Source organism: Nostoc sp. FACHB-110, from assembly GCF_014697425.1.
In the GTDB taxonomy this organism is placed as follows: domain Bacteria; phylum Cyanobacteriota; class Cyanobacteriia; order Cyanobacteriales; family Nostocaceae; genus Nostoc_B.
Genome location: NZ_JACJRU010000053.1, coordinates 1 through 25,128 on the forward strand (window position 1 = coordinate 1; position 25,128 = coordinate 25,128).

21 protein-coding genes are annotated in these 25,128 nt (G+C 40.8%); 17 read left to right on the forward strand and 4 right to left on the reverse strand.

Going from position 1 to position 25,128, the window contains the following annotated elements; genetic code table 11:
* A partial coding sequence (locus H6G69_RS29840) for a hypothetical protein (RefSeq protein WP_190692736.1) occupies positions 1 to 1,374 on the reverse strand: 1,374 nt, incomplete at its 3' end.
* Between the two features lie 259 nt (positions 1,375 to 1,633).
* A complete protein-coding gene (locus H6G69_RS29845) occupies positions 1,634 to 1,897 on the reverse strand; it encodes a hypothetical protein (RefSeq protein WP_190692737.1) in 264 nt (87 codons plus the stop codon).
* 234 nt (positions 1,898 to 2,131) lie between these two features.
* Here H6G69_RS29845 and H6G69_RS29850 point away from each other — a divergent pair, with 234 nt between their 5' ends.
* From H6G69_RS29850 to H6G69_RS29920, 14 genes are all read left to right on the forward strand, one after another.
* Positions 2,132 to 2,710 carry a hypothetical protein gene (locus H6G69_RS29850; protein WP_190692738.1) on the forward strand — a complete coding sequence of 193 codons (579 nt, stop codon included), beginning with the start codon at positions 2,132 to 2,134 and terminating at the stop codon, positions 2,708 to 2,710.
* Between the two features lie 60 nt (positions 2,711 to 2,770).
* Entirely contained in the window at positions 2,771 to 3,097 is a 327-nt protein-coding gene (locus H6G69_RS33680; RefSeq protein WP_206757654.1) for a hypothetical protein, read from the forward strand.
* A 102-nt stretch (positions 3,098 to 3,199) separates the two neighbouring features.
* Positions 3,200 to 3,742: a hypothetical protein gene (locus H6G69_RS33600; RefSeq protein WP_199336343.1), complete on the forward strand. Its 543-nt coding sequence runs from the start codon at positions 3,200 to 3,202 to the stop codon at positions 3,740 to 3,742.
* 119 nt (positions 3,743 to 3,861) lie between these two features.
* Positions 3,862 to 4,038: a hypothetical protein gene (locus H6G69_RS29870; RefSeq protein WP_190692744.1), complete on the forward strand. Its 177-nt coding sequence runs from the start codon at positions 3,862 to 3,864 to the stop codon at positions 4,036 to 4,038.
* 167 nt (positions 4,039 to 4,205) lie between these two features.
* Positions 4,206 to 4,643 (forward strand): hypothetical protein, encoded by a 438-nt coding sequence (locus tag H6G69_RS29875; protein WP_242072237.1) that lies wholly within the window; start codon positions 4,206 to 4,208, stop codon positions 4,641 to 4,643.
* A 50-nt stretch (positions 4,644 to 4,693) separates the two neighbouring features.
* The gene (locus H6G69_RS29880) at positions 4,694 to 5,029 is read left to right on the forward strand and encodes a hypothetical protein (RefSeq protein ID WP_190692746.1); all 336 of its coding nucleotides are present in this window, start codon (positions 4,694 to 4,696) and stop codon (positions 5,027 to 5,029) included.
* Positions 5,030 to 5,060: 31 nt separating this feature from the next.
* Entirely contained in the window at positions 5,061 to 5,450 is a 390-nt protein-coding gene (locus H6G69_RS29885) for a hypothetical protein (RefSeq protein WP_199336340.1), read from the forward strand.
* A 46-nt stretch (positions 5,451 to 5,496) separates the two neighbouring features.
* The gene (locus H6G69_RS29890; protein ID WP_190692747.1) at positions 5,497 to 6,582 is read left to right on the forward strand and encodes an RNA-guided endonuclease TnpB family protein; all 1,086 of its coding nucleotides are present in this window, start codon (positions 5,497 to 5,499) and stop codon (positions 6,580 to 6,582) included.
* A gap of 329 nt (positions 6,583 to 6,911) precedes the next feature.
* The gene (locus tag H6G69_RS34215) at positions 6,912 to 7,262 is read left to right on the forward strand and encodes a hypothetical protein (RefSeq protein ID WP_242072238.1); all 351 of its coding nucleotides are present in this window, start codon (positions 6,912 to 6,914) and stop codon (positions 7,260 to 7,262) included.
* Positions 7,263 to 7,622: 360 nt separating this feature from the next.
* On the forward strand, positions 7,623 to 11,831 hold the full coding sequence (locus tag H6G69_RS29900) for a DEAD/DEAH box helicase (protein WP_190692749.1): 4,209 nt from the start codon (positions 7,623 to 7,625) through the stop codon (positions 11,829 to 11,831).
* Positions 11,832 to 11,962: 131 nt separating this feature from the next.
* The gene (locus H6G69_RS29905; protein WP_190692751.1) at positions 11,963 to 13,165 is read left to right on the forward strand and encodes an AIPR family protein; all 1,203 of its coding nucleotides are present in this window, start codon (positions 11,963 to 11,965) and stop codon (positions 13,163 to 13,165) included.
* Between the two features lie 287 nt (positions 13,166 to 13,452).
* The gene (locus H6G69_RS29910) at positions 13,453 to 13,743 is read left to right on the forward strand and encodes a hypothetical protein (RefSeq protein WP_190692752.1); all 291 of its coding nucleotides are present in this window, start codon (positions 13,453 to 13,455) and stop codon (positions 13,741 to 13,743) included.
* Between the two features lie 324 nt (positions 13,744 to 14,067).
* On the forward strand, positions 14,068 to 15,933 hold the full coding sequence (locus H6G69_RS29915) for a DEAD/DEAH box helicase (RefSeq protein WP_190692753.1): 1,866 nt from the start codon (positions 14,068 to 14,070) through the stop codon (positions 15,931 to 15,933).
* Between the two features lie 66 nt (positions 15,934 to 15,999).
* Entirely contained in the window at positions 16,000 to 16,758 is a 759-nt protein-coding gene (locus tag H6G69_RS29920; RefSeq protein WP_190692755.1) for an MGMT family protein, read from the forward strand.
* A 137-nt stretch (positions 16,759 to 16,895) separates the two neighbouring features.
* Here the strand turns inward: H6G69_RS29920 and H6G69_RS29925 are convergent, their stop codons facing one another.
* A complete protein-coding gene (locus H6G69_RS29925) occupies positions 16,896 to 17,276 on the reverse strand; it encodes a hypothetical protein (RefSeq protein WP_190692758.1) in 381 nt (126 codons plus the stop codon).
* Between the two features lie 175 nt (positions 17,277 to 17,451).
* On the opposite strand from H6G69_RS29925, the gene H6G69_RS29930 reads away from it, so the two are divergent.
* Complete coding sequence (locus H6G69_RS29930) at positions 17,452 to 18,504, forward strand: J domain-containing protein (RefSeq protein ID WP_190692760.1); 1,053 nt, start codon at positions 17,452 to 17,454, stop codon at positions 18,502 to 18,504.
* Between the two features lie 79 nt (positions 18,505 to 18,583).
* Here the strand turns inward: H6G69_RS29930 and H6G69_RS29935 are convergent, their stop codons facing one another.
* Positions 18,584 to 19,954: a hypothetical protein gene (locus H6G69_RS29935; RefSeq protein WP_190692762.1), complete on the reverse strand. Its 1,371-nt coding sequence runs from the start codon at positions 19,952 to 19,954 to the stop codon at positions 18,584 to 18,586.
* Positions 19,955 to 20,363: 409 nt separating this feature from the next.
* Between H6G69_RS29935 and H6G69_RS29940 the strand changes: the two genes are divergently transcribed.
* Positions 20,364 to 21,785 (forward strand): WGR domain-containing protein, encoded by a 1,422-nt coding sequence (locus H6G69_RS29940; protein ID WP_190692764.1) that lies wholly within the window; start codon positions 20,364 to 20,366, stop codon positions 21,783 to 21,785.
* A 970-nt stretch (positions 21,786 to 22,755) separates the two neighbouring features.
* A complete protein-coding gene (locus tag H6G69_RS29945) occupies positions 22,756 to 24,765 on the forward strand; it encodes a patatin-like phospholipase family protein (RefSeq protein WP_190692765.1) in 2,010 nt (669 codons plus the stop codon).
* Positions 24,766 to 25,128: the final 363 nt, after the last annotated feature.

Genomic DNA, 25,128 nt, shown 5'->3' on the forward strand with positions numbered 1-25,128 from the left:
CACCGCCCGAATGTCACTAACTGCCTGGGGAATAAGTTGCAGTTGTTCGGCTCGATATGCGATCGCAGACGGCGTTGGTTCACTGCCCAGAATTAACGCCGCAGCTTGCAGGGCTTGGGTGTTGTTCATAGCACTGGCCAGATTACCTAATGCTATACCCATGAGCCGTAAGCACTCCTGAGCATTTTCTTTTGGTGGTTCTTGCGCCAGCGATCGCAGGTCAATAAACTCAGGGGTAAAGGGTAAGGGGGAAGGGTGAAAGGTATTTTCTTGCTCCTTTAACCTTTCCCCTTTAACCCTTTCCCTTCTGTTGGCAGGGCGTTCTTCTATAGCGTTTTCTAACTCCTGAATGCGTCGTTGTAATCGCTGGTTCTCAAGCTCTAACTGCCTCAAGCCTTCCAACTCGAAAAGCCGATGCTGTAAGTGGATGTTTTCTTCTTTCTGCTGCTGAAACAGGTTTTGTAAAGCGGTCAGTTGGTCTTGTACTTGCTGCTGTGCTTCGGCTGTGGCCTCCGTTCGCAAACCAATCCTCAAGTCTTGCTCCAGGCGTTCCAATTCCTGCTGGTGCTGTTGCTTCAGTTGGGCGATCGCTTCGGCGTATTCTTTGGGGTAAGTTCGCTCAGGGGTAAATGACTCAATTACGTCATTACTTAAAGAGGTCAAATCCGCATTGTTTACCAGTTCTCTATCACCATCAGCAAAAGTGACAATCTGCTGCCAGTTGTTCGGTGCGTCTGCTTCTATGGTTCCTTCTTCACCAAAACGGGGGTGCGCTGGTGAGATAACTTTGACTGTGTTAGTTTTAGGAACCACTGGTTCCTGAGTTTGGTGAACTATTGGTTCCTGAATTTGAGGAACCAATGGTTCCTGAGCAATAGTTTTTTGGCGGGGTAGCCGAGGAACCACCCTGTTAGCAGCTGCGGCAAAGTCTGATTCGCTGGGGGAAGGGTTTTGCTGGAGTGCGATCGCAACAGCTTGCTTTAACTTGTCTGGTTCCTTGACTAGCCGCAGCAGTGAACGGGCTTGACGCTCGTTTTTGATGTGTTCCCCCAATTCGTCAGCTGTGTCCCTAACTTTCTTAGCCCCTAAGAGTTGGTTAATTCTGCGGTATCCACCCCAGGCTGATAGTTCTTTTTGGCAGTATTCCTCAAAACTTTTATAGCCAGCTTCACGATAAAGCTGATTGTCACGCATCTGTAATATCTCTTCAACAGCTTGCCATTCAAAGCGGTCAATGGCAGTGAACGTTTCTTTGATGCTGGTGTTGAGAATGCTGTAGTTGGGTGCTGATGTTTTTGTGTCAACGTCTTGGTCAAGAACAAGATTGTCCTGTGTGCATAGGATAGAAGGATTTGATATTGTTTGATTAACCATAAACTTGGGAGTTTGTGGAACTACCCTCAGCGCGTGCCTGGAAAACAATCGCTGGGGGTTTTAATTTGTCAACATGATTGCTTTGAGTCTAGCACTAGGCTAGCCATTTTTACCAATCAGGCTAGACATTTATAAACACCCTTTAAAAGCTTCGCCCCCTAGGGTTGGTTAGGGGGCGAGTTTGTTGCTAGATTAATCAGATTTTTGGCGCTGGCTAGCATAGTTTCTAGCTGACTTTTGAGTTGTTGATTTTCTGCGGCTAGCCCGCCCTTAATTTTCCCAGTTCTGCTTTGATCTCCTCTATTTCTTGCTGTTGGCTTTCTATCAGTTGTCTAATATCTACGACATTAGTTTCATTTTCTTGTCTACCAAGTCGGCTTCTAATGTAACTTTCTATGTCTTCAGTCATGCTTGTACCTTCTTTTTCAAGCATTTCCTTGTAATCAGAGTACAAAGTCTCATCAAGCCTGACATTCAGTTGTGCGCCACGCTTCCTAGAAGGAGGCTTTCTTTCATCTGCCATCTTTGCTTTTTTGAATTTAAATAACTAACTACACTATAAAACACCGTCTAGCCACTGGCTATAACTTCTCCTAATGTCTCAAGCCTATGTAGATCAGTTAATTGGCTAGATAATGTCTTGACAGTGGCTAGCCATAATTATATACTAGAGTCATCGCTTAAAAACAAAAGACGACCGCCCCAGCCTACGAAACTTGTGCGATCGCCTTTTATCCCTAAAACGGTGAACTCTATTATGAACTATTTCCCATATACACAGCAAGCACCCAAAAGCTTTAGCTGCAACACAATAGACGAGCAAACCGCAGCACAGGCAGAGTTTTACAACCACCTCGAAGCCCAAGCTCAGACCATAGCCCCAACTACAGATCCGCTTACATCCCGTGACCGCCGCATCATTGCCGAGATTATAGAAGTAGACCCCGAATCGATCCGCACCATCTGGATAGAAGCCGGAATCACTGTATGGGTGCAATTAGTTGACAATGGACGACTACCCTTCGAGCGCAACTGGTTTTATACAAGAGTGCAAGAAGTTAAAGCAACCCTACCCGAAACCCCAAGAGAACGCAACGACCGCCTCAGCGAAGAACTTGAAACAGCTTGTCAGAAATACGGCTTAACTCATGGAGAAATAGACTGGCTCTCGTTTAGCACAACCTTATACTTCAACAACCGACGAGTAGGCTTTGTGGGATACAACCGCGCGGATCAATGGTACAGCAGACAAAGGCCATTGGGTCAGAGCCGTACAACTGACAGTATTGATGAGGCGATCGCACTGTTGGGAATTAGCCAACCAGTAGCGGCGTAGTACAGACAGTAAAAAAAGCGATCGCATCCTTCAACAGCGATCGCTCTCTCACCACGATGAATGCAAAATACAGCAAATATGTCTTTACTTCAAGATCCCGACTGGGGCGATTGCTGCGAACCAATACTTTTATCCCCAACACACCCAAACGCAGAGTTAATTGAAATCCCTGGTTATACGCTGGTCTACTGTTCCGGTGCTTGCCCCAAAATCTACCGCGTTTACAAAGGTGAATCAATGCTTGGGTTGGTTTTCCAGCACATCAGTTATTGGTCAAACGAAGTAGATGAGCAACAGTACACCCAGCCATTAAACGCAGCAGTGGCACTCGATGATTCTCTCTTGGCTGCAAGTATGACCAATGCAACGCCCGATATTGCAGCGTAAATCAGGGAAAGGGTTAAAGGGGAAAGGTTAAAGGATAGTTCTTTATTCCCTTCCCCCTTGCCCTTTCCCCCTTCCCCAATCATTCATTCACTAACTAAAACAATGGAACCTACGGTATCGATTCCTCCGGTTTGGCAATCCCCACTTTTTGGCTTTGGACAACGCACAGAACGCGGTCAAATCATCGGCATGAAGTATTACGCCGAAGATACGTATTTAGCTGAAGAATATGGTGCAGGTTGGCGTTACATTCTGCTACCAAACAAAAACACTGAAGATGATGAAACACGGATTGAGGATGACATAAAACTGCTTTCGCCACAGGAGTTAAAAACAGTTTTAGAGACAGAAATTAACAGCTACTTGCGCCAAGTTGAATCACTCAAACACGAATTAAACGCAGTTGGTGTCAGTGTTGTGTTAACTGAATCCACTGATGAAAAACTCACCCAGCCGCCTTATCCATCTCTGCAAGATTTAGTTGATGCTGGGAAGTTCATCCTCAAAGAAATTGTCAAACACCCCGATTATCTAACACTTGGATATCAACCAGATTTAACGATTGGCGATGCTGAGACTGCGCTTTCTTATCTGGAATTGGAACTTGAACCAAACCAAAGTCCTGCATTAGATATTGCTGACTAAAAATAACTACCTGAATGATATGGCCGTTCATTCAGGTAGTAGGGAGATTCTGTTGCGCCGTCATCAACATTACAACAAACACAACCACACTCTCAGTATTCATCAACACATACACGAATATGGAAACTCTGAAAATCAACAATAGCGTTTTCTTAATTCCTCCCAGCCAACCCAAGCTGCAAGCCAACTGTGCCAAGGAGTACGGGCAATTTCTTCTCGATTGTCCTCCCAAGTTAACGATTCTGGAAGCACAGCAAGGAGGATACCTCAAAGGTAACAAGGCTGATTTTGCGTAGACGCTTTGCGGCTTGTCTTTGACATCGCAATCTCACGCCCTGACCGCCCGATAACCATTAACGAGAACTTCACCAACGAGCCATTCACCGAACTGTGGGTGATTCCCGTTACTGGTGGACTCAAAGACCAATTCAAAGGGCCAGCGTCCATGCTGCTTTCTTTCCTGATGCACCGCCGCAGCAAGGATTCGTTTGCTGGACTGTACAACCATTTCGCGCATCGTGCATTCCAGCAATGGTGCGAACAGGGGATGCCAGGAAATCCAACGGAGTTCTGCTACGGTGCGATCGCTTCGGTGTTACGAAACTATATCTTTGCTGCTGAGTTCCAAAAAGTTGACGGGGCAAAGGGTACGTATTGGTTTATTCAATGGTCGTACCGCAATCCGCAGTCTGATTTTGAGAAGGATGCTCTGGAAGCAGCTGAAATGATTCGCTCTGGTGCAGAATCGGGGGCGACATTGGGCTGGGTTACAAACGAAACTTACGAAAGATGGGCGTTGAATGCAGAGATTAGACCTGCACTGCCAGCAGTCTCGGAGGCAGAAGCGAGGGCATCGTTACAGCCGCAGAATCAGGTGGTTGTGCCGAGTAGGAAACGTTAATTAAACAACAATAACGGCGGTTCAATGATGAATCGCCAACTCAAATAATTATGAAACAACTAACAGGATTTACCCCTATCGCTGCACTACCTGAATCAACTGCGGCTTCTGCTAAACAACAATTACTAGAAACAATTGATTGGTTACAGGCTGAGGGTGCAGCAAGTGAAACTAATCTCAACCTTTTAATAGCAATTGTTCAATCAATTCTTTGGTCAGAAGAATCGTACACCAGATTTTTGCAGTGCGGTTTTGATACTGCAATTGAGTTGTTTGATATCAGTTCTCAGAATTGGGATTTTGAAGAAGCAATGTTATCACGCCACAATCCTAGAAATTGGTACGAATACAAGCAATTAAGGCAAACACGGGCAGTAGAAGCATAAGCAATCAGTATTAAATATTAGGGATTTAATTATGAGTATCAAATGGACAGAACCAGAGTTAGCAACTCTCTATGAAATGGCAGAAACACACATAGTAAAGCAAATAGCCTTTCGCCTCAAAAGACGAGGTTTTCATCGTACAGAATTAGCCATTGCTAATAAACTTAATGCTTTGGGTTACTCTATCCGCCCCACTTTGGATAACTATAGTTGTCGTGAAATTGCCAAAAACCTTTCTCTAGATACTGGCACGATTATTTATTGGATAAAGCAAGGGTGGTTGAAAGCGAAAAAACGTTCTGCTAGTTGTTATCAAGTCAAAAGTCGAGATTTAAAACGCTTTTTCAATAACCCTCCTAAGTCAATGCAGAAGCGAATAGCACGAATAGATCCGCAGGTGGTCAGGTATTTAGTTGGTTAATTAACTTCGCAAATAGTATAACTCGGTAGTTATGGAGGTTGGATAAATGCTGCTAGGTTTTAAAACTGAATTGAAATTTAATAACAAGCAGCGTACAGCGTTTTTAAAACATTGCGGAGTGGCTAGGCACGCTTGGAATTGGGGGTTATCTTTAACTAAACAAATATTAGATCATAACAAAGCTAACCCGACAGACAAAATTAAGTTTCCTAGTGCTTTTGATTTGCATAAATGGTTAGTAGCATTAGTAAAACCTGAATGTTCTTGGTATTACGAATGCTCTAACTCTCCTCCGCAACAAGCATTGACAGCATTAAGAATCGCTTGGGATAGATTTTTTAAGAAAGTATCTGGAGTACCTCAGTTTAAAAAGAAGGGTCAGCATGATAGTTTTACTTTGTATGGAGTTATAAAGATTTTAGGAAATAACAAAATTCGAGTTCCCCGAATTGGTGTACTCCAAACCTATGAATGCTTACCACAGATTCAACCTAAATCAGTAACAATTAACCGTCAAGCAGACAGATGGTTTATTAGTTTCAAATTGGAAGTAGCGCAACAAATATCGACTTCAGATAGCATTGTTGGTGTAGATTTAGGAATAAAAAATTTAGCTACTTTATCAACAGGAGAAGTAATTCAGGGAGCAAAATCTTATAAAAAATATCAAGCTAAATTAAGTAGACTACAGTGGTTGAATCGTCGAAAAGTGAAAGGTTCATCTAACTGGAAAAAAGTGGTAATTAAGATTGCTAGGCTGCATAGAAAGATAGCTAATATTCGCAAAGATACGCTCCATAAATTAACTACATTGTTAGCCAAGAACCACGGTACTGTAGTAATTGAGAATTTAAATGTATCTGGAATGTTAGCTAACCGTAGACTAGCCAAAGCAGTTTCAGATATGGGTTTCTATGAATTTCGTAGACAGCTTACATACAAGTGTAAATTATATGGTTCACAACTTGTAGTAGTTGATAGATGGTATCCCAGTTCCAAAACTTGTTCTCAGTGTCGAACTAAAAAAGACGTTCTCTTGTTAAGCGAAAGAGAGTTTAAATGTGACAATTGTGGATTCACTATTGACCGCGATTTAAACGCCGCAATCAATTTGACTAAAGCTGTCAGTTAGGCAGTATTAGCCTGTGGATTGGTTGAAGCCGACTTCTCCAATATGAAGCAGGAAGTAAACGTCAAACTCTATTTAGTACAAGTTATCTTTTATAGAAAGGTCACTTAGAAATAGGTTTGAGTAAGTTTTATATAACGGAAACTCGCTTACCTGTCAAGGATTTGGAATCGTCTACTTGGCGGACTGTTTCGGCTGATACGTTTGTTGCGGCGTGGTCAAAGGAAGTGGACGCGCTACCCTCCTTTACCACTGATTACCTGCACTTGGTCACTGGCATACTGCTGCCCATTTGGAAAATCCTGCCGCAGCACAGTAGTCGAGTTTTCAGGTTGCAAACCAGCGATGGCGCGAAAGTGCTTGGTCGGGTGGTGAATGCTCAAGATATCCAAACCGTGCGTGAACAACTCGGACTGAGAAATCAGATGCTTTCTCCAGCAGAGCTTGTGAGGTTGGTACTGGACGAAAGTTATACACAACAACTCCCTGGTGGCGTAACTTTGCGACGTTCTTTCATTGCTGGTGAGCCTCGTATAGAACTAGTCGATGCCCTCTCGTTGGCTGACCGACTTGTGGCTGTGGGTTGTTTTACCGAGATCATCAACTGGCGCAAGCGGGTGTTTGTGCCAACGGGCTTGAGCGCTGCTGCTGTTCTGACGGCGGTGATTGGGATTTTGGGGTAATCAGAGCAAAGCGATGTGGTTTTTACCCGTCGCTTTGTTTTTTCTAAAATTTTGGTTTGCAGTTGCACTTTTTGTAAATCTTGTTATTAGCTGGATTTTTCCGCTTCGGGCAACGCCGTGTTGCTCAAGTTTATCTAGAGACTTTGTTTCGTCATCATTAGCTCAAAACATCTGGAATTTAGTTTGATTGAACGTACCATAACGTCACAAGTTCCTTTAAAATAGGTTCACTAGCTGCTTAAGATTGTTCAATTAATCATTAACCCAAAAGCAAACAAGCAAACATTTATATCCAAGATAGTTTGGAGTTAAATTGTCTAATTAGTATTTTTAATATATCAGAAGTGTCTTTTGCCATTGATGACTAATATTGCGTCTAAATCCATAAAACTACAAGCACAACTCACTGAAAAATACTTCGAGTTACACCCTTGTATACAAAAGATTATTCAGTTGTTCTCAGTAATTTATGCACCGATAGATAAAAATTCATTTGTGAGTTGTATTAGTAAAACGGGTGCTTTAGATGAAAATAATAAACCTTGGAGTACTAAAACCATTAGTCCCCAAATTGATAAATTGTTAAAAGTAGGTTTGCTAGTGCAGTCAGGCAGACAAAATCCTGAATGTCATCCTTTACTCACAGAAATTGCTACTCGTCATGCAGTAAAAACCGGACAGTTTGAAATTCTTGTCACAGTAGTAGAAGAAAAGTTACCTATACGGACTCATTGGAACAAAAAAGCTCGGATATTCCGCAGCTTACGCGAGTGTATTCGGGAAATCCGTATAGGTTTTTATCGCCAAGATCCTAATTTTATTAATCAGCAAATTGAAGATTACGAGAAATATGCTGATAGCGAAGAAAAAATAGTCATCCAAAATATCTTCTTTCAGATATGCAATAACCCATTTGATGCCGATTGGTTTAACACTTTACCACAAGGATTATATGAAAATGGGATATCTAGTATCCTCCTCAACTCAGCCTTAAAATTGTCTGTGTCTGAAGATGCGTTTACGTTGCTGGAAGAAGAATGTTCTACATCTGGGAAACATTGTTCAGATTATCTGCATTTGATTTTGACAGAACAAATGTTGCTTCGGGGTTGTACCCAAGAAGCACAAGAATGTCTGGAGCGGGTATCGGATGAATATCAACATAACGCTGCTGTCTTTTGGGGATGGTTAAGTTTTCTTGGAGGGGAAAACGAACAAGCGATTAAATATTATACAGATGCCCTGAAAAAACTGAGAAAAGCGACAGGCAAACGCCAAATATACTTTAATACGATGGGAGGCTTATTTTTTATCCTGGCACTGTTAAAAGATGGTTCAGTGCAGAGCCTCCAGCAAGCAGAAGATTACACCAGTGCGATGTCCCGCCAATCAGATCATTGGCTGAGGTTTATTTATGGCAGACTGAAAATGGTACTGCAAGTCCATCAAGGTGATCTTACTCAAAAACAATTAGTCCTTAGCTCTCACATTTCTTCAGTGGAAGAAGAAAACAGCTTACAAACATTGTTTTGCTCACTCTGCCTTTACTGGATGGATGCCGACGCTGCAAAAAAACGTTTACCTAATTTATTAGAGCCATTATATCGGAGAGCGCTTACTTCAGGGCATCATTGGTTGGCAATGGAAACCGCAGAACTCCTATCCCGACTCAAACCTAGTAGTAACTATCAAAAACAGGCAGAGGCACTGCGAGAAGATAGCGGTATCCAAACTATTATCGACTTAATTCGACCCCAAGAAGCTTGGGAAATGTGCCTCAATGCCCTAACCAATCTCCAGAAAGAACCACAACTGCCAGGAAAACCAGAGTCCGAATTACGTTTAGCATGGTTCATTACCTTCTATCCCAGTAGATGTGTGTTGCAACCAAAAGAACAGAAAGTAAATGCCAAAGGAGAATGGAGTAAAGGTCGCCCCATCGCCCTCAAGCGTCTGAACAGTGGATTAGCTGAGTTTGATTACATTACCCCCCAAGATATGCGGGTATGTAGTTGTATTGAGGTATATAGCGAAGGCTATTACGGCAAAGTTGATTATAACTTCAGTGAAAAAGCCATCTGTGCGTTAATTGGACACCCGTTGGTTTTTTGGGAAGATAGTCCTAATGTTCGTGTCGAAATTGTCAAGGGAGAACCAGAACTTTTAGTTAAAAAAGAGAAACTTGGTCGTCTCACCTTGGAATTTTCTCCTAAAATCATCGAATCGCAGAGTATTCTGCATATTAAAGAAACGCCAACCCGCATCAAAGTTATTGAAATCACTGCCCAACACAGACGTATTGCAGAAATTATTGGTAAAGATAATCAGTTAAATGTACCAGCAAGTGCCGAAAAACAAGTTTTAGCTGCCATTAATGCTATCTCTGGCATTGTCACCGTGCATTCGGACATTGGTGGTGGCGCAGAAGGAGCAGAAGTTGTCCCCGCCCAGACATTACCTCATATTCACCTTTTGCCTGCCAATGTCGGCTTAAAAGTTACCATGTTGTCGCGCCCATTTGCCCAAGGTGGCCCCTACTATCGTCCTGGTACAGGTGGTGAAACTGTGATTGCCGAGATTGATGGTAAACGTCTACAAACCAGACGAAATCTGTTACAAGAGAAACAACTTGCCGCAAACGCCGTAGAAGCCTGCGCCACTTTGGCTCGAAATGAAGAACAAGATGGTGAATGGACAATAGAAGACCCAGAGGACTGTTTAGAATTGCTGCTAGAACTGCAAGCTTTGGGAAGTAATGTCGTCATAGAATGGCCGCAAGGAGAAAAACTGCGTGTTAGCCACAATGCCGACTTCAAAGACTTTAATTTATCGATTCAACGTCAGCAAGACTGGTTTGCCGCCACTGGGGAATTGAAATTGAATAACGATCTAGTGCTGGATATGCAGCAACTACTAGAACTATTAGAGAAAACCCCCAGTCGTTTTATTCCGCTTGGGGATGGTCAATTTCTGGCTTTAACTCAAGCTTTTCGCAAACGCCTGGATGAATTGCGGATGTTTTCGGAAAAACATGGTACTGGGATGCGTTTTCATCCCTTGGCTACATTAGGATTAGAAGATTTTGTTGATGAAGTCGGTAAGGTAAAGGCAGATAAACACTGGAAAGAACATATCGAACGTCTCAAGGAAGTACAAAACCTCCAACCAGAACTCCCATCTACGTTTCAAGCCCAATTGCGTGACTATCAAATGGAAGGTTTTTGTTGGTTGGCGCGTCTGGCACATTGGGGTGTGGGAGCTTGCTTGGCAGACCAAATGGGATTGGGAAAGACCGTGCAGGCATTGGCTGTCATCCTCAGAAATGCACATCAGGGGCCAACCCTAATTATTGCCCCAACTTCTGTGTGCATGAATTGGGTGAGTGAAGCGCAAAAGTTTGCCCCAACTCTGAATATCATTCAATTCTCTGGTGCTAACCGCCAAAAGTTGTTAGATGAATTACAACCTTTGGATATGTTGATATGCAGCTATGGTTTATTGCAACAAGAAGAAGTAGCTCAAATGCTTGCTCAAGTGCAATGGCAAACAATTGTCCTGGATGAAGCCCAGGCGATCAAAAATATGAACACTAAACGTTCTCAGGCTGCCATGAATTTGAAATCTAATTTTAAATTGCTGACTACTGGGACTCCGATTGAAAATCATCTTGGTGAATTGTGGAATTTGTTCCGTTTTATTAATCCTGGGTTATTAGGTTCTTTTGAAAGTTTCAATCAACGCTTTGCTACCCCCATTGAAAAATATCAGGATAAACTTGCGCGTAATAAACTCAAAAAACTGATTCAACCATTCTTGTTAAGACGCACCAAAAATCAGGTATTAGAAGAATTGCCTTCCCGAACTGAAATTCTGCTTCATGTGGAGTTGAGTACTGAAGAAAAGGCGTTTTATGAAGCTTTGCGTCGTCAAGCTATATCTAAATTGACCCAAAGTAATGCGGATGCTCCCCAGAAACATTTGCAAGTTTTAGCAGAAATTATGAAACTGCGCCGCGCTTGCTGTAATCCCAGCCTCGTTATGCCTGAAACTGGCTTATCTAGTTCTAAGTTGCAACTTTTTGGTGAGGTGCTGGACGAACTTCTAGAAAATCGCCATAAGGCTTTGGTGTTTAGTCAGTTTGTTGATCATTTGCACATCATCCGCGATTTTCTGGAGAAGCAAGGTATTAAATATCAATACTTAGATGGCAGTACCCCAATGGCAGAACGGAAAAGATGTGTAGATGCGTTTCAAGCTGGGGATGGTGATGTGTTTCTCATTAGTCTCAAAGCTGGGGGTACTGGACTCAATCTTACTGCCGCTGATTATGTTATTCATACAGACCCCTGGTGGAATCCAGCAGTGGAAGATCAAGCTTCCGACCGCGCCCACCGCATTGGGCAACAACGCCCAGTCACAATTTATCGCTTGGTGGCTAAGGATACTATTGAAGACAAGATTGTGGAACTGCATCACCATAAGCGGGATTTAGCGGATAGTCTCTTGGAGGGTTCTGACATGAGTGGCAAGATATCAACAGAGGCATTGTTAGAGTTGATTCATAGTTAGTCTCACAAGCAAAGGCTTTTGTCACGGCTTTTGTCACCCTTTAAAAGTTTTGAACTTAATCCGCGTGTCATTTGCTCCTAAATGCGCGTATCCTTTTTTAATATCAGCTGCACTCCTGGGCAAATAAAACTATGCCAAAAAATTGGGCTTTGAAGGTAGACCAGTTTTTCAATGCAAACCCCCACTGCATTATCGCTACCGTTCACGTTGACAGCTTCCCTGCCGACCTGCCGCTAGAACCCAATATTCGGGAACCCAACCGCAAAAGCTCAACATACAGACAAATCTTCGACTCCTTAACCACTGAGCCGGAAAAGTTCTTCTCCAGGCATAGCGGCATCGTGCTGTGTGCCAACAAGGTCAAACCCAACAGCAAAAAGACACAGCTAGAACTAGAAATACTTGAGGGCAGTGAGGGCGGTAGCGATGGCATTATCAATGGGGGGCATACGGTTTTAGCCTTCCAGCAGGCGAGAGAATACAAGTACGATCTAAGTGAAGCCAGGGTCAAAGTCACAATTCACATTGGGCTAAGTGAGGATGATGCAAAAGACATTGCCCTAGCATCAAACACATCTGCCCCGGTGGATGCGCGGTCTAAAGTTAACGCCAGAGGGGATTATAAATTCCTGAAACAGTTTTTAGCCCAACTGGAGCGAGAAGAAAAAACTAAATTCCGCATTGCTTACTACCAAAACCAAAGCGGTGCGCCCAAAAGCCCCCAGTGCAACGTCAACCATCTCATTAAGTTGATGAATTGCCTGGACAGGAACAAATACAACCCAGACAGCAAGAGCAGAACCAAACACCCACCTGTCAGCAATACACCGTCATTGAGTGAAGCTGAAAGGCAACGGCTGTCGAAATTGTTGCCACTACTGCCCAAGGGTTTATGGATTGAGCAACGACTATTTCAGATTATTGAAGAACACATAACCAAGCCCAGACGGAAGGGAGTAGTTGACCTCGCTTCAATCGACCCGCGCAAGAATACGCTGCTGCCGGATAGCAAATATTCGTTCGGCTTTTCTGCACCTGCTGATATTGCCATGCCAATTGTTGCAGCTTATCGGGTGTTTTTGGATGAGAGCTACAACTGGATCATTCCTTTTGATGAGTTTGCTGAAGATTTTCTACAACACCTGTGGAATAACTATTACAAGAAATACTTGGTGTCGGAGAAACTCGCTGGTAATACAGTTGGCAGTAAAATCTGCCGTAATCCTGTGATTTGGGATAACCTTTACCTTTCAGCCCAGAGTTATCTGAATCAGCAGTTGATTAAGATGGTGGGGTCGAACAGCAAGCGCGAAGAGTTGAAGCTGGTGAATTAGTTAATAAAATTACTCAGGAGCTATAAAGCCTACACTGTAAGCCATATACAATTTTTATTGAGGTGATTTGTTTCTAGTTAAAATTATTATGCCTGATACACCAAGCAACCGACTAGACTGGATTGAGGCAATCTTAGACGGGGTAGCAACTCAACAACAGTTAAATACTCAGTCCAGCACCTTGGCTACGTGAGTCTTGAAGCAGGTGAGTGCCTCTGATAGCAATCTTATCCCAACATGATATTGGCAGAGAGAATTGATATGGAATTGTCTGAGTGGGTGCAGTTATGAATATTGAAGGTATTATTGTTCTTAAAGAGAGGAAAAAGCTCTACAAAGATACAGGACTACCATTCTCGGAAATCCTGATTAAAGTAAGTGAAGTGTTACCTGAGATAGAAAGTTGGTATGAGCAGAAAAAACAAGACTATCCAGACTGTTACCAATCATATCAAAAAAATCAATGGCGATTTAGATACACAAAAGCACTAGATAAACTTCAGCTTAAGCCTGGAGATAAAGTCTTGATCCAGTTTAAGTCAGTTCTAGTAGTTCACCAACCCAAAATTGCAGTGTAGGTCGAGCAGAGGGAGCGGGGGTGGCTCTTGTGGCAGGGGGAGAAAATTCTTCCCTCCCCTGCCCCCCAGCTTCCCCTGCCCCCCCTGCCCGCCACCATGCAAAGTTTCCTTGGTGGACTACTAGGTACATCAAGAGGATGTCCTTTAATCAGTGGCAAACTATTAAAAATCGTAAGCCAAGAAGAAATTTATCTTGACGATGCCTTCAGCCTATGAATTTTGATGTGAAATGAGCGATCGCATTTCTAACTAACCTCCTAAAGTAAATATGGGTAGAATGTGTAAACCAGCACGTTCATCCAAAACTGTAGCAATTAGCGAAGAATGTTCAGTCTGCGCGATTACCAACAAGATTTAGTTTCTAAAACTTTTGCTGCTTGGAATGGTGGAATTAGAAAGGTACTACTGCAACTAAGCACTGGTGGTGGTAAGACAATTATCTTTGCCGCCGTAGCATCTAAGATGACTGCTCAAAGTGAAGGTGTTTTGGTTGTTGCTCACAGAGAAGAGTTAATTCTCCAAGCCGCAGAGAAACTAGCGGCGGTGACAAAATTACCACCCGGAATCATTAAAGCTGGTTACAAACCTACTGATTCTTTAGTTCAAGTAGCTAGTATCCAAACTCTTTCACGACGAGAAACTTACCCGAAGGCGCAGCTTGTCATCATTGATGAAGCTCATCATTCTAGTGCAAATAGTTACCGTAAATTATTAGATGCTTACCCACAAGCACTGATTTTAGGGCTAACTGCCACACCCAGACGCGAAGACGGCTATGGATTGCGAGATGTTTTTGACCACCTGATTAGCTCGATTTCCACCAAGGAATTAATTGCTTTAGGCCACTTAACAGATTACAAATTGATTGCTGGCTTTAAATATTCTCGACATAAAGTTCCGCAAAAACGCGACTTTACGCGTAAAGAATTAGAAGAAGTTGCTTCTGACTACAAGCCATCTGAGGTATTGAAGCAGTGGCAGAATTTTTGCGCCCATCAAAAGACAGTAATTTTTGCCGTCAACGTCAAGCACTCTCAAGATATTACACAAGCTTTCTGTGCTAATGGAATCGCTTGTGAGCATCTTGATGGCGAAACGAGCAACATTGAACGTAAGGAAATTTTAGATAGATTTCGTAGCGGTCAAACACAGGTTATCAGTAATTGTGCAATTTTAACTGAAGGGTTTGACTGCCCTGACTCTAGTGTCGCCGTGATTGCGCGACCAACCAGCAGTGTTACTCTCTGGTTGCAAATGATTGGCCGAGTCTTGCGTCCTGCACCGGGAAAAGAATATGCCACTATCTTAGACATGACTGATAACTGGTATCGGCTAGGTCGTCCGTGTGACCACCGAAAATGGAGTCTTGACCCAGTATCTTGTGACCCTGATACCCAAGGTACGAGGTGTTGCCCTCACTGCCATCATGTCTTCAAGCCAATGTCTGCCCTGATTCGCACAAAAGAATACTTTAATTGTCAAAAAGCCGAGTTTGTCATCCAGTATGAAGCAGATTGCCCCAATTGCAGTAAATCTTTTAAATGGGTCTTAGAAGAATCCTCGGCTACAGGAAATGATGGCGAAGTGGTAATTGTTGCTGACTCTGATATTGAGTTTAAAGAAGTTCCACCCGAAGTGCGCCCATCTTTATTAACCCCAGTTATTGAGGCTAAAAAGCGTAAGTTTAGAAATCAAGAAAGAAAACTAATTTTTTATAGTGCCACAATTAGAAGCTGGTTTTTAAATTGCCAAGAAATCAATTTAACCGAGCTAATTTATGCTATTGAATTGCTTGATTGCCCACCACAAACGTTTGAATCGAGCATAGAATCTTTAGTTTATAAAATTCGCAATGCTCAAGAATGGACAGACGTAGCAAACATCATGTCTAGTCGTCCCGATAATGTAAAACAAGTTATTTGGAGTAGATTATCTAATCAGGAGAAAAACAGATTTAAAACAATGAAAGTCAACTATGAAAAGGAAATGAATGAAATTCAGGAATGGTTGACAGAAGAAAACTTAGTATTAATAGCAGAGTATTTATCAGCCTGTCAAGATGTTGAGATGATTTCTTCTTTATGCCAAATCTATAAAAAACCAGTTATTCAAGCAGCCCTTGACCGGATATCCGACGATAAACGTTACCAAATTAATCAATGGATTACACAGTTATATAAAGCTAGTTAAACAAGAGTTTAGATTCAACAAGTCACAAGTTTTACAAGCTATTGAAAATTAATTCAAACATAATTTATGTCTGTTGACACAGGTTCTATCTTAAATCTTTTCGTTAAACAGCAACATAGAGCAGCAATGAAAGAAGTTAAGGAATTCAGCTTAATAAAAGGTCATGGTATTGAAGAGGACATTAATGCTAACCCAATTAGTCCTAGGCAAATATTAGTTGTTAGATACGAAGATATTTCCGAATTGGGAATTCCACCTGGAGAACTACGAGAGAATATTGTCATAGCCGGAATACAACCTGAAAACTTCGCTCCTGGTTCTCTCATAAGTTTTGATAATGGGGCTGCTATTCGTTTAACTTTCCATTGTGAGCCATGCAAACGGATAGTTCATTTAGTTGGTTCTTTAAAAATTCTTCAGGCTAAAAGAGGCATTTTAGGTGTAGTTATCAATTCAGGTAAAATTAATGTTAGAAATAATGTTCACATTGAAACTGATAAATTTCCAGCATTATCTGAAAGTCCTTATGAACGATTTCTCGACTTTATCCTTAAAGTACCAGCAGGTAAAGTAGTCACTTACCAACAAATAATTCAAGGTATTGGGGTAGATAACAGCTACCTTAGAGCTATTCCTATTTATCTGAAAAAGACATCCGCCGATGATTATCCAATTCACCGCATTTTAGACTCTAAAGGCTATTTAATAAAGTATGTTGATAACCAGTTACATAAATTAGAGTCAGAAGGAATAAAGATTTTAACTAATTCTAATTTATCCAACAGTGAAAATGGCTTTTTTGTAGATTATCTCAAATACTCATAAATTAACCTTTAGTAATAATTTATGATACATCTATCAAAATAGATATCATTCACAGAAGTTGACTTAATCACTTAATAATAGTTTGATTATCGTCTAAATATTTTATTATATATTATTCAATAATAATTGAAATTAATTTATTCAAAAACTGCGGCTCTTTCAATAATAAACCACTCATGATAAAGAATGGCCAAGAAAAAGTCTTCCCCTTTAATGCGATCGCACACTGCCATAAATCCTGAAAAGAACGGATCATCGTCATACGTGGTATCAGATAAAAAGAGCGTTGCAGAATTCTGGTCTACACTCCAAATACAACGCAATATACTGATGTTCGGGTGATGTGATTTATCTACAGGTAATAATACAAAACATCCTTCTACTTCAATAAACTCTGGCTCAGAATATCTGAAAACCAATTCCCAATCTTCTGGGCCTTCATGTTTTTCTATAATTCTGTCCCATCTAACAGACTTAATTTTTTCTCTAGTCTCGGCTGATAAATCCGTAATCTTCATTCTTTTGACTACACTAAATATTGGCTAATAATTACTGAATAGTTGTTCGTCTGGCAATTTATTCTAATACTATATTGCTGAAATTTTAATTATTACTAGTAGACTTTCATGTATCATCATTTAGGTATCTTAATAATTTTATCTTCCTTTTAGCTGAAAAAATTATAAAACTTCTATGCCTCGACGAACTGCTAAATCTTCAACTGAGTCTACTGCTGCAACCGGACTGGCTCTTTCCGAATTACATTTGCGCTTGGAGTATTTAGAAAAACAACACCAATCTATTCTCAAGCAGATTAAAAGGAAGCGGACTGAACTAAATAACTTTGTCGAAAGGACGCGTTCTTTAGCTACAGAGGTAGTACATCGAACTACTAATAGCTTCCAAAAAATGGCTCAACTCGACCAAGAAATTCATGATTTGTTTGAAACTATTTTTACTACAAGAAAATTTGGTAAACAAACTCTTAAGAAGATACAAGCAGTTTATCATCAACTACAGTTTGCTGGAGTCATCAGTGTAAAACCTGATACAAGCCAATTACGGGCAGAGCCAAACGATGAGTTTGCCCCAAATGAAGAAGATTTCTCCACTCAATCTCCCGAAAATTTTCATCAAAATCAACAGTGGCAAGCACAAGAAACTACTTCATTTGGGGCTGGAGCTAGAACCGAGACACAACAGAAAATTCGCTCCACATTTTTGCGATTAGCTGAAATTTTTCACCCTGATAAAGCACCTGATAGCAAAACACAAAAATATCATACCGAAATCATGCAGGAGATAAATATTGCTTACCAAGAAGGAGATTTAGCACGGCTGCTAGAAATTGAATCTCGCCAGCAAGTTGGGGAAAAGATTAACCCTAATAGTGAAAATGATTTAACTCGAAAATGTCGCCATCTAGAACAGCAAAATCAAATTCTTCAAGCTCAATATGAGAATTTGAAACGAGAACTCCGTCAAGCCAAAAATACCCCCGAAGGAGCAATGGTTTCTAGCTCTCGCAAAGCTGCAAAACAAGGTATTGATGCTGTAGCCGGGATGGTTGAAGCCATTGAATCTCAAATTGGGGCTGTTTCTCAAATTCGAGATTTTGTCAAAGATTTTCAACAGCAGAAACTGACTATTCAAGAATTTCTTGCTGGGCCAGTTTCTCTGTATTCCTCTGAGGAAGAATTACTGCAAGATATTCTCGAACAGATGTTATCAGAATTAACTCGATAAGAACCTTTTAGTTAACAACCACCTTGTACAACTTGGCTTTATCAATTGCGATCTTGCAGTTGCGAATTGCGAATTGTTGTTAGTCCGGCAGCAATTTAGCATCCCAAATATACAGTCCTTTTTCTTGAGGTACTCTAGAGAATCTGCCTGTACGAAAACCCCGTGACAATTCATTGAGTACTGCTGATCTCACTTTGGGTAATTGCTCAGAAGAAAGTTCTCCATATAGTTTGTTGATTATTTCATTTGCATCAAACACTTTTCTTTTATTCTTTTCTAGTAACAAACTAATCGCATCAATCAAAAACTTACCTTCAAATTCTCCTTTCATCGGTATGGCATTAGTTTTCGCCTGTGGATTTGGTTTTTGGGATTTTGTTTGACTGGGCTTTGTCGAATCATCAGGGCTGATATAGGCTTGTGCTTGCGGTGAGGATTTTTCGGTTGGAGTTTGACTTGGTACAGAAGAACTAAGCGTGCTGATATCTGCTTGCGCCTGAGTCTGGGGTTTTTCGTTTTTTGTTTGGCTTTTCTTAGAAGAACTGCCTTTATTTTTGGAGTTGAGTAATTTCAAATCTACAGTGTAGTAACCGGGTTTACCAGGAACCAGCGACCACTTCAGGCTTTCTTTGCCATAAGTCAGCGTTGATTGAACTCGACCTTTGACTACTTTCCATGCCTTTGGCTCTAATTCCCCATACAGTGAGCGCACAATAAAATCTATATGGCAGACATTACCTTTGTGTTCTTGTAACAACTTCTCTACCGCTTCAGTGCGATTGAGCGACCCGTAATCACTCAGCATCGGAATCTCTTTTCCAAATAATGATTTATCTGGTGAAGCGAGTGCTTGTTCTTTGCTGCTGGACTTGGTAACTAGGGGTTTGTCTTCTTCAAGGGTTGACTCATTAATGATGGGTTGGGCTAATTCGCTTCCGACTTCTGGTGTTTTACCTGTGCCGTCTTTAATGTCGCTTTCTTGGGTAGCAATAACATCTTCGGTTGTGGCGTTTGGTTCTTTAACATTCGCCGCTTCATCAGAAGAAGTTTCATCCGGCGAAACATCGAGGCGACCACTACCATTTGACAAGTTTTCTTCTGCCAGAGTTACTTGATTGGTGGAAAATATACTTTCTGCTTTTATATTATTTACTTTTGGCAGTTCAGTATTATTTGCTACTACTTCCGGCTCAGTTTTTGCGGTTGATGCAAGAGTGCCATTAGTGGTTTCTTGATCCGGTGAAGTTCTAATTTCTTCCGTTATCTGCACAGAGCCATTACTGTTTGTTGACTCTTGCAAACCCCAGTTCAATAACAGTGCTTCTACATGAGTTAAGTTGTCTAATGCTTCTCGATATAGTTTTCCGTACTTTTCTACTAGTGGCGCGTAATGATTTCTGATTTCTAATAGTGTTGAGATAAATTTTTCTGGGGGCGGCTTTATTTGCATCTAGGTATTTATCGAGTTTTAATCAGAGTGTTAAGCCTATCACGGGCGTATTTGTTGCCAGTTTGTTATTGATGCGATTGATATTTGCACACTGATCTCTTGTATAACTTGAGCGCATCTAGAATATTTAACTCACAATTGAAAACGCGTGATAGTTCTTTACTGTTCTAGCTTATCTTTTTTGCCTTCGCTCTATCTACTATCTTGCTGGCTCTACAAAGCAATTTTGGGTTGGTACACTACTAGAATTTGCTGCTGGCATAAAAGCAAAGTTATCGACACACAACCTTGGTAGTAGTTAAAACCGATTAAGGATGATCAAGGTAATATTAAACCTCAGAATAAAATTGCTGTTTTCTTGTCCTTGATCCTCCTGACTCCTTAAATTTACTCCTCAGCAGGAAAGATCATGACCAAAGAAACGACATACTTAGAATTATCCGAAGCTAGCGGAAGTTCCCACAAGTTTTATGAGGTTATCGTTGAAGATACCCAAGTCAGCATCCGCTTCGGTCGCATCGGTGATGCAGGACAGACCCAGACCAAAACTTACCCGACACCAGATAAAGCAAAAGCTGAAGCTGCGAAAAAAATTAACGAAAAACTCAAAAAAGGCTATGAACCTGCTGTTATCGGTGTGCGTCAAAAGCGTCCTGTCACCCGCCGCGAAGTTACCAGTACCGCTTCGACAGCCAAAAAAGCCCCAATTTTGTGGAAATTTGCTTCTAATTCAGCCGCATTTGGGATTTTTGTTGATGCTAACCGTTGCTGGGTAGGAAATCAAGCAGGTCAAGTTTTTGCGGTGAACCATGAAGGTAAAGTGAGTAACCAATTTAAGTTACCGGATGGTGTCAAATGTTTAGTTGCTGATGATATCTGGATTTATGCTGGCTGTGATGATGGTAATGTCTACGACTTGACTGGCAAGTTACCCCGCGTCGCCTACAACATTGATGAGAATGTCGATATTTTTTGGCTAGATATTAAAGATGGCTTACTGGGAGTTTCTGATGCCAACGGCGGTGTAACAACCATAGATCATAATGATGAATCACAATGGACGCGGTTGAGTCAAGGTAGTTCTGGCTGGATGGTACGCTGTGATGAAGTTGGTATTTATCATGGTCATAGCGGAGGCGTGACGATGTACGATAACCAAGCAGGACGAATGGTTTGGCATCAAAAAACTGGCGGTAGTGTGCTATTCGGTTGGCAAGAAAAAACAGCAGTTTACGCAGGGACGAGCGACACGAAAGTTTACAGTTTTAGTAAGAAAGGTGAGCCGCTTTCTATATATAAATGTGACGCAGGAGTTTATTCTTGCGCTACTGCACAAGATGGCAAATACGTGTTTTCTGGTGACAATAATTCTTCTATTTACTGCTTTAATCAAGCTGGGGAACGTTTGTGGAAGTTGGGGACTGGTTGCGGTTCGGCTTTATCGATGCAATTTTTCGACGAGCGCATTTATATTGTGACTACAGATGGTGCTTTAGCTTGTATCGATGCCAGTGAAAGTGCGATCGCATCTGCTCAAGCAGGTACAATTCCCGAAGCTACTGTCATTAAAGCACCAAAAACCGAGGGAGCCACACCTTCAGAAGTTATCGAAACCACAACTAATACTACTGCTGGTGTAATTGTTGAGTGTTTTCCAGACGGTAGTAAATTGAGAGTGAGAGTTATTTCCCCAGGCTACAATCCCAAATGGAACGTACAGTTTCCGCAAGATATTCGTAAAGCCGGCGATCGCTATCTCGTCCAAGAAGTAAGAGAATCAGCTAGAGGTGGCTTTTACCGTGCTTATGGCGATATCAAAAAATTGATTTAAAATCCTAGACGCGCTCAGTCGTGTCTACCAAACTTACACTATATATATTGAAGATAATAAACGAGAAATAATCATTAGCGACACACCAATTCGTAATTGGAGTAGAAATTAGTCTTCGACTTTATAAGAGTCGGGCTTGCCCAACTGAATCATGCTGAAATGCTGTCGTAACAATCTTTTGTGTCATAGCCACCATATTAGAAAGCTTGTACTTTGCACCTTTGATATGGTGTTACTAGTATAACTAAGTGCGTTAGCTTTTGTAACAATATTCAACATTTCTGATAAAAATTGTATAAGACGTCCAAAATTAATTGACAAGCATCTATCTTAGGATATAAATGTTATGGAAATCAAAAATAGGGATAATAAATGGTAAAAATTATGTTGTTAGTTAGCAATCTCTTTAATTGCTATTTAGCTTACTAAAACATTATTTTGTGTTTGTAAAGCATAGTGCAAATTACAAGACAAAAGTTCACAAGTTTAGTAATTAGGAAAGTCAAGATGTCAAACAAATAAAAAGGCATTTTGAATATGAATTAGATTTTCAAATATTTATTGATTCAAAACAAAGCTTTCTCATTTTTACATATACGGGAATTTTTGTAGCAGCCAGCAAGATTATCTTTATCTTTGCTGCGACACATGGATTGGCAAAAACCCAAATGATATTGAGAATGTATTCCAATGGGTGATGCTAAAAGCTTTGGAAAAGGCACAAAAATATGTGAGGAAAATTGTTAATCTTCAGGCTTGATTGACGAGGTTGACTCATGATTTTAGGTGGATATTCATCAGTAGAATTAGTAAATTATAGAACATAAAAAATTAATTTACTGATAAAAATTAAAGGCTGCTTTTATTTTAAAATAAGCCAATATTGCCGTGAAAATAAATAAATAAAAAAGAATGAATTTGCCTGATAAATAACTTACTGATGAACAGTAAATATTAAGGATATCTGGTGATGATAAAAATATCTAAATTGTCTAGTCCTTCGGCAATTGAATATCAGGATAAACTTTACTGCTTTTACCAGAAGGAGGGTAGTAATGGAGAGCTTTGGTACAAAGTCTTTGATGGGAGTAAGTGGGAGAAGGACGAGCGGGTAGATATTATCGGAATGTCATGTAGTCCTTCAGTGGTAGTATTTAAAGGAAAGCTCTACTGTTTTAATCAAGGCAGAGGCAATAACGGAGAGCTTTGGTACAGTGTCTTTGATGGGAGTAAGTGGCAGCAAGATAAGCAAGTAAACGGTGTAGGGATGTCATGTAGTCCTTCACTAGTAGTATTTAAAGAAAAGCTCTACTGTTTCCATCAAGGCAGAGGCAATAACGGAGAACTTTGGTTCAGCATCTTTGATGGGAGTAAATGGCAGCAGGACAAGCATATAGAAACTGTAGGGATGTCGTTTAGTCCTTCAGTGGTAGTATTTAAAGAAAAGCTCTACTGTTTCCATCAAGGCAAAGGCAATAACGGAGAACTTTGGTTCAGCGTCTTGGATGGGAGTAAATGGCAGCAGGATAAGCATATAGAAACTGTAGGGATGTCATGTAGTCCTTCACTAGTAGTATTTAAAGAAAAGCTCTACTGTTTTCATCAAGGTAAAGGCAATAACAGACAGCTTCGATACAGTGTATTTAATGGAAGCAAGTGGGAATCAACGAATCTCAAGGTAAATAATGTCGGGATGTCGTCTAGTCCTTCAGCAATAGTGTTTAAAGATCATCTCTGCTGTTTCCATAAGGGAATAGGCGATGACGAAAAACTTTGGTTCAGCGTCTATGATCACGGTAAATGGATATTAGACGAGAAGGCTGTTTTCGGGATATCGTTCAGATTCCGCCAGAAAAATCCTCGACCCCAGGATACCAAAGCTTATCCAATACGGATTTTATCAATTGATGGCGGTGGTATTCGGGGTATTATTCCGTTAAAAGTTCTAGAGTATATCGAAAAGGAAACACGAAAACCAATTTGTGAACTATTCAATTATATTGGTGGCACTTCAACGGGTGGCATAATTGCGCTGGGATTAAACACCATTAAACCAAAAGAACCTAAAGAGACAATAGAAAAAGTTTACAAAGCCGAAGAATTGATGAAGTTTTATACGGAAGATGCTAATAAAATCTTTCAGCTTAATCCTGTTCCAATATTAGCGCAATTGGAAAATTTACCTTTTGTAAACTTTGTGGCAACAGGTTTTAAAGGACTTTTTGTATCCAAATACACTTCTGAAGGCATTGAAAACTATCTTAAAGATAAATTTGGTGAAAAGAGATTGTTAGATTTACCAACAGTACGAGATTGCGATGTAACAGTATACAGCTACGATCTCCCAGAAAATCAGCCATTCTATTTCAACAATCGTGATTACCAAAATGGTCGCTATTTTGTTTGGCAAGCAGCGAGGGCAACATCGGCAGCACCAACTTTTTTCCCAGCTTTTGAGTTAAAAAACGGCGAGGACAGTTCATTATTATTAATTGATGGGGGAGTTTATATTAATAATCCAGCATTAAATCTTCTCCTCAAAGCCAGAAAAGAGCTTCCACATATCAAGAAAAAGAATCAATTGTTAGTTTCCCTTGGCACTGGTCAATTTAGCCAACCTAAAAATGATTTAGAAGGCAAAGGGCAATTAAACTGGGCAGGAAATATTTTTGATGTTACATCAATGGGAACTTCTGCTGAAATCGAAAACCAAATAAGGGATTTGCTAGAATACGTAGACCCTAAAATAAATCATGATGAAAAAGACTATCAGACGCGATATTACCGTTTTCAACAGCGGTTTAAAGAAGACATACCTATGGATGGGATTTCCTATGAGCAAATTAAACGTATCGAAGAACTAGGAGAAGAACTTGTGGAAGACAACCAAGAGCAACTTAATGAGTTGTGCGAGATTTTAGTTGAACCTATCGAAATAACTCCAGATTCTATTAAGGAAGGAGTAGATTACGATAACTGAAATCTGTCAACTCAGATATTCACTGGTAGTCTGCTAAGACAACGAGCGCATTGTGGAGTATAGAGGGTCAAAACAATTCAAAATTCCAAATTATCAATTCAAAATTACAATCAGTGGGGGCTTGAAACCCGCCACCTAGAAGCACCACTGATTTGAAAAATCAGTGGGGGCTTGTACCCAGAATTAATCAATTAACATTAAGCAGAATCGAAAGCTTGCGCTAAAAACTTGCTGTGTCTGTGATGCGGCTTAGATTTCAGCGTTAGCGAATTATTACGGAGATTTGTGAAAAAACAGAAACGTATAATTACACTTGTACACAATTAGACTTAGCGATTACGCTCAACGAAGAAAGGCTTGCGC